General features: G+C 71.3%; 5 protein-coding genes. 4 read left to right on the top strand and 1 reads right to left on the bottom strand.

Annotated features, from left to right (window positions below; all coding sequences use genetic code 11):
• Positions 1-34 precede the first annotated feature (34 nt).
• Together ACQKIP_RS38240 and ACQKIP_RS38235 are read left to right on the top strand one after the other, a co-directional pair.
• Complete coding sequence (locus tag ACQKIP_RS38240) at positions 35-832, top strand: SDR family NAD(P)-dependent oxidoreductase (protein ID WP_365865624.1); 798 nt, start codon at positions 35-37, stop codon at positions 830-832.
• Positions 833-912: 80 nt separating this feature from the next.
• Complete coding sequence (locus ACQKIP_RS38235; protein WP_365865625.1) at positions 913-1,854, top strand: aromatase/cyclase; 942 nt, start codon at positions 913-915, stop codon at positions 1,852-1,854.
• Positions 1,855-1,916: 62 nt separating this feature from the next.
• On the opposite strand, the gene ACQKIP_RS38230 is transcribed toward ACQKIP_RS38235, so the two are convergent.
• Positions 1,917-2,867 (bottom strand): MBL fold metallo-hydrolase, encoded by a 951-nt coding sequence (locus ACQKIP_RS38230; RefSeq protein ID WP_365865627.1) that lies wholly within the window; start codon positions 2,865-2,867, stop codon positions 1,917-1,919.
• Positions 2,868-3,163: 296 nt separating this feature from the next.
• Here ACQKIP_RS38230 and ACQKIP_RS38225 point away from each other — a divergent pair, with 296 nt between their 5' ends.
• The gene (locus ACQKIP_RS38225) at positions 3,164-4,735 is read left to right on the top strand and encodes a DHA2 family efflux MFS transporter permease subunit (RefSeq protein ID WP_365865629.1); all 1,572 of its coding nucleotides are present in this window, start codon (positions 3,164-3,166) and stop codon (positions 4,733-4,735) included.
• 95 nt (positions 4,736-4,830) lie between these two features.
• Positions 4,831-5,475: a hemerythrin domain-containing protein gene (locus ACQKIP_RS38220; protein ID WP_365865631.1), complete on the top strand. Its 645-nt coding sequence runs from the start codon at positions 4,831-4,833 to the stop codon at positions 5,473-5,475.
• Positions 5,476-5,568: the final 93 nt, after the last annotated feature.

Below are 5,568 nucleotides of genomic sequence, written 5' to 3'. Positions count from 1 at the left end.
CAGCAGGAGTGTCGGACAGTCGGGAGGGAGCATCATGACGGCGGAGCCGCAGAGCGGGGAGTCTCGGGTCGCGTTGGTCACGGGGGCCACGCGGGGCATCGGCCGTGCGGTGGCCGAGACTCTGGGCAGGGCCGGCATCAAGGTCTTCATCACCGCGCGCAGTGCCGAGGACGTCGCCGCGGCGGTGAAGGAGCTCACCGAGGACGGCATCACCGTCGACGGCACCGCCGCCGACGTACGGTCCGGCGAGGACGTCGCCCGCTCCGTCGCGGCGGCCGTCGACCGCTTCGGGCCCATCGACATCCTGGTCAACAACGCCGGGCGCAGCGGCGGCGGAGTGACCGCGCAGATCTCGGACGAGTTGTGGAACGACGTCGTCGAGACCAACCTGACCAGCGTCTTCCGCGTCACCCGTGAGGTGCTCAACGCGGGCGGGATGAGTGCCAAGTCCGTCGGGCGGATCATCAACATCGCCTCCACGGGCGGCAAGCAGGGCGTGATGCTCGGAGCGCCGTACAGCGCCTCCAAGCACGCGGTCGTCGGCTTCACGAAGTCGCTCGGGCTCGAACTGGCGAAGACCGGGATCACCGTCAACGCCGTCTGCCCCGGCTATGTGGAGACCCCCATGGCCAGGACGGTCCGCGAGGGGTACGCCGGTCACTGGGAGATCGCCGAGGAAGAGGTGCTCAAGCGGTTCGAGGCCAAGATCCCGCTGGGCCGCTACACCGCCCCGGAGGAAGTGGCCGCCCTGGTCGCCTACTTGGCGGGCCCAGCCGCCGCGCCCGTCACCGCCCAGGCCATCAACGTCTGCGGCGGCCTCGGCAACTACTGAGGCCCAGTCAGTCAGGTGCGTAAGGGAATTGAGTACCGGTGCGCGCCGAAACCCCGACCCGAAGGAGAGCCGTACCCACCATGGCAGTCACGCATCGCGCCCGGCACACCATCACCGTCGACGCTCCGGCGCGGACGGTGTACGGCATCATCGCGGATGCCGCCGACTGGCCGCGCGTCTTTCCCCCGTCGGTCCATGTGGAGCAGACGCCGCTCGGCGACGGTGAGGAGACCCTGCGGATCTGGGCCACGGCCAACGACGAGGTCAAGTCGTGGCAGTCCCGGCGCCGGCTCGACCCGCAGGCGCTCACGGTCGGCTTCCGGCAGGAGAAGACCACGGCTCCCGCGACGTCGATGGGCGGGGAGTGGCAGGTGCGCCCGCTCTCCGACGACCGGTGCGAGGTCGTGCTTCTCCATGACTTCACGGCCCAGGACGACGCCCCCGAGCACGTCGAGTGGATCAACCGCGCGCTCGACCGCAACAGCGAGGCCGAGCTCGACCGGATGAAGGCCACCGCTGAGTCCGCGGGCCAACTCGGCGAACTGCTCTGCACCTTCGAGGACGAGGTGCGCATCGAGGCGCCCAGCGCCGACGTGCACGCGTTCCTGTGGCGCGGCGAGGAGTGGCAGGACCGTCTTCCGCACGTGGCCCGGGTGAAGCTGACGGAGCCGGACACCGACATCCAGGTCCTGGAGATGGACACCATCGCCAGGGACGGCTCCCGGCACACCACCGAGTCGGTACGGGTGAGCCTCGGTTCGTCGCGGATCGTCTACAAGCAGCTGCGTGTGCCGCCGCTGCTCACCGCGCACGTAGGGGCCTGGCTTCTTGAGGAGTCGGACGGGGTGACGACGGCCGTGGCACGTCACACCGTCGTCATCAACCCGTCCTCGGTGACCCTGCTCGGGCCGGACACCACCGTGGCCGACGCGCGGACCTTTATCCGGGACGCGCTCGGCACCAACAGCCTGGCGACGCTGCGGCACGCCAAGGAGTTCACCGAGCGCAGCCCCGCCCGCTGACCGCGGCACAACAAGGGCCCCGTACGAGCCGGTTGGCTTGTACGGGGCCCTTGTCGTGTCCCTCAGGCGTGACAGGCGACGGGACGGCCCCCGTTGTACTGCGCCATCTCCCCGAAGACCGGAGCCGACCGGATCTCGGTGTCCCGGGGCAGCGACGACTCCTCCACGTAGGCGCGGTGCAGGTTGGCCACCAGGCGCTCGGGGTCGCGGAGCCCGGCGTACGGGCCGAGGTCCGTCTCGCGCGCGGTCTCCAGGGGGGAGAGCCCGGCGGCCAGACCGGCCCTGGCGGTGTCGCGTACCCACAGCAGGTAGTCCCGCGTGGCGTCGAGCACCTCGGGGCCCGCGACCGGGCCGTGGCCGCCCACGACGACGGCCGGGTCCAGGGCGCGCAGCCGCGTGATGGCCTCCAGGGTGCCGCTCAGCGAGCCCATGAGGACGAAGGGCGTGCAGCCGGGCAGCAGGACGTCGCCGGCGAACAGGACACGCTGTTCGGGGAGCCAGGCCACGATGTCGCTGGTGGTGTGCGCGGGGCCGACATGGATCAACTCGGCGGTCAGGCCGCCGACATGGAGCGTGGTGCGCTCGCGGAAGGTGAGGGTCGGCAGGGCGAGGCTGATGTCGCCCCACTCCGTGCCCGGCCAGACCTCCCGCATCGCCAGGCCGCGCCGGGCCATCTCGGACCGGGTCACCTCGTGGGAGACGACGGTGGCGTACGGGGCGACCACCGAGTTCCCGAAGTGGTGGTCCCCGTGGTGGTGGGTGGTGACGATCGTGCGCACCTCAAGGGGGGTGCGCGACGCGATGGCCGCGCGCAGGGCGCGGGCCCGCCGCTCGGTGGCGGCGGTGTCCACCACGGCCACCGCGTCGTCGCCGATCAGCACGCCCGCGTTGTTCAGGCACCAGCCGCCGTCCGGCTGGATGTAGGCGTGGACGCCGGGTGCGAGCTCTTCCAGGCGGGGCGCGGCCGGTGCGGGCGGGGCGCCGGGGTGGGGCGCGGCCGACGGGTGGGTCATCGGGGAGTTCCTTCCCGGGGGTGGGGCGGGGCCGGTGCGCGTGCGGTCCTCACGATCTGCCGTTCCGCTGGAGGCGCGCAGGTGGGGAGATGGCCGCGGGGAGGAGGACTGGCGGAGCCGCCGACTCCGCTGTGTGGAACAGCTTGCACCGCAGATTGCTGCGGGACATACTGTTCCGTAGTTGTGGGGCAAGTTGTTCCGTATCTCCATACCGCTGTACCCCTGTATCCCCGTATCCACGGGACGAGCCGCCCCCGGCACCCCCCTTACGCATGCTCATCGGCAGGAGAGATCTGGTGTCCGAACGATCCCTGGGGCAGGCCCACGCGTCCCCGCCCGCTTCCCCACAGGCCGGCGCGGCGGCAGGCTCCGGTTCCCGCAAGGGGCTCGCGCTGGCTGCCATCGCGGTTGCCCAGCTGATGGTCGTCCTCGACGTCTCGATCGTGAACGTGGCGTTGCCGTCGATCCAGAGCGCCCTCGACTTCTCCGCGACCAACCTGGAGTGGGTGGTCAACGCCTACGCCCTCGCCTTCGGCGGACTGCTGCTGCTCGGCGGGCGTATCGCCGACATGTACGGCCAGCGCCGTACGTTCCTCTTCGGCGTCGCCCTGCTCACGGTGGCCTCGCTGCTCGGCGGCGTGGCGACCAACCAGGGCTGGCTGATCGCCGCACGGGCCGTGCAGGGCATCGCCGGCGCCCTGGTCGCCCCCGCCGCGCTCGCGCTGATCGCCAGCACGTTCTCCGAGGGCGGCGAGCGCAACAAGGCCATGGGCATCTACGCGGCCATGGGCGGCGCGGGCGGCGCGCTCGGCAACGTACTGGGCGGCGTCTTCACCGACGCCCTCAGCTGGCGCTGGGTCCTCTTCGTCAACGTGCCCATCGGCATCCTGCTGTTCCTGGCCGCCGTCAAGGCGTTCCCCGCCGAGCGCGTCACCACCGAAGGGCGGCGGCTTGACCTGCCGGGCGCCGTCACCTCGACCGTCGGCATGTCGCTCGTGGTGTACGGCCTGATCCACGCGGCCACCGACGACTGGGGCAGCGCGGGTACGGTCACTCCGCTCGTCGTCGGCGCCGCGCTGCTCGCCCTCTTCATCCTCATCGAGGTCCGCAGCAGCTCACCGCTCATGCCGCTGAGCATCTTCCGCAACCGCAACCGCTCCGGCGCGTACGCCATCATGCTGACGCTCGGCGCGGGCATGATCGTCCTCTTCTACTTCCTCACCCTCTTCATGCAGATCGTGCTCGGCTTCAGCCCGCTCAAGACCGGCTTCTCCTTCCTGCCGTTCGCCGTGGGCGCCGCCGTCTTCGCCACGATCAGCAGCCAGGTGGTGGGGCGCGTGGGCCCGCGCATCCTGCTCGGTGCCGGAACGCTCCTCGCCGCCGTCGCCTTCTTCTGGTTCTCGCGGCTCAGCGAGGACGGCAGCTACACCGGTGATCTGCTCGGCCCGCTCGTCCTCTCCGGATGCAGCGTGGGCCTGTGCTTCGTGCCGCTGACCCTCGCGGCGGTCGCCGGGGTCCAGAAGGCGCAGGCCGGTGTCTCCTCCGCCCTGCTCAACGCCGGACAGCAGGTCGGCGCCGCGCTCGGTCTCGCCGCCCTCGGCACGATCGCGGTCACCGCCACCAAGGACCGGCTCACCGAGCTGATGGGCCCGGCCGCGGCCAAGGCGGCGGACGGCTACGGGCCCGCGGACGCCGCGCACATGCCGCCGCAGGTCCGCAAGGCGGTGTTCGACTCCCTCGCGCACGGCTACGGAACGGCGTTCCTCGTGGCGGGCTTCGTCCTGCTCGGCGCGTTCGTCCTCGCCGTCCTGGTCATCCGGGTCTCCTCCAAGGACGCGGAGAACGCCGAGATGGGCGTTGTGATCTGACGCCGAGCCGCCGTGACGCCCGCCGGGCCTGGGGCCCGCGTCCAGAGCCCCGGGCCCCGAGCCCGTAAGCCGTACCCGACCATGAGGAGCCCGCAGTGAACGCCCGAGCGCAGACCGACGGCACACCCGCCGTCGACCTGACGATGATGTACGCGATCCACCACGCCTTCCGGCGGGATCTGCGGCTGCTTGCGGCGGCCCAGCACGACGACGTCGCCGCCTTCCGCCAGGGATGGCAGCTCTTCAAGAACTACCTGACGATCCACCACCTCGCCGAGGACCACTCGCTGTGGCCCGTCCTGCGCAACAAACTGGCGGGCCAGGACGAGCAGTTGCGGATGCTCCAGGCCATGGAGCAGGAACACGCCCAGCTCGACGGGGCGGTGGAGAAGATCGACGCGGCGCTCGGCCAGGAGGGCGGCGAACGGGCCCTGCCGGAACTCATGGACGACGTCATCGCCTGTCTGACCGACCACCTCGACCACGAGGAGGCCAGGGCCCTGCCGCTCATCGAGAGCGAACTCACGGCGGCCGAATGGGGCGCCTTCGTGTCGGAGCAGCGCAGCCAGGTCGGCATCAAGGGAGCGGCCACGTTCTTCCCCTGGCTGCTCGACGGGGTGCCGGACGCCGAGCGGCGCACCGTGCTCGACAAGGTCCCGCCGCCGCTGCGCCTGGTCTACCGCGCGGTCTGGCGGCCCAAGTACGAGCGCAACTCGCCCTGGAAGGGCAGGGCCGCCTGACCGCGGCGGCCACCACAAAGACCCCGGTGCCGGACGTGTACATCCCCCGGTGCGTCCGGCACCGGGCCCCGTCATAAGGCGACCGCCCCGGAC

This window comes from Streptomyces sp. NPDC059900 (assembly GCF_050270335.1).
In the GTDB taxonomy this organism is placed as follows: domain Bacteria; phylum Actinomycetota; class Actinomycetes; order Streptomycetales; family Streptomycetaceae; genus Streptomyces.
The sequence above is the reverse complement of the archived record's forward strand: the minus strand, read 5'-3'. Positions and strand labels throughout refer to the sequence as shown.